Origin of the sequence: Saccharothrix sp. ST-888 (genome assembly GCF_000955975.1) — a bacterium.
Taxonomy (GTDB): Bacteria; Actinomycetota; Actinomycetes; order Streptomycetales; family Streptomycetaceae; genus Kitasatospora.
In genome coordinates, this window is the sequence record NZ_JYJF01000666.1 from 1 (window position 1) to 341 (window position 341).

The 341-nt window shown below is 63.3% G+C and carries 1 protein-coding gene; it reads right to left on the bottom strand.

What is annotated here, in order from left to right; all coding sequences use genetic code 11:
• Window positions 1-138: 138 nt before the first annotated feature.
• Window positions 139-341, bottom strand: a 203-nt coding sequence (locus UK12_RS44065; RefSeq protein WP_231591510.1) for a hypothetical protein, incomplete at its 5' end; no start/stop codon positions are given.

The following is a 341-nucleotide window of genomic DNA, read 5'->3' on the forward strand; positions in this document are numbered from 1 at the left end:
TCATCCTCCGGGAGATTTACGGCTACCTCCGCGCCCACGACGCGATCAGCGCCTTCAACTGCCTTGCCGCCACCAGCGCCACGATTGACCCCGACCTGGTCAAGTTCACCCGCACCGTGCGTTTCGTCCGCCTCCACGTCACCGCGAGGCCGGCGGCCTTTTCCCCCTTACCACCAAGGCCGTGTCGTTGACGCTATACGTCACAACATCACTCACCTCAGAAACCTCAACCCGCAACGCCGCAACCGCAGTTATCCAAGAGTCGTCAAACGCGCCCGACACAACAGCTACCACGTCAAGCGCCCCGGTGACACCGGGACCCGCCACAGCATCCCACCGAC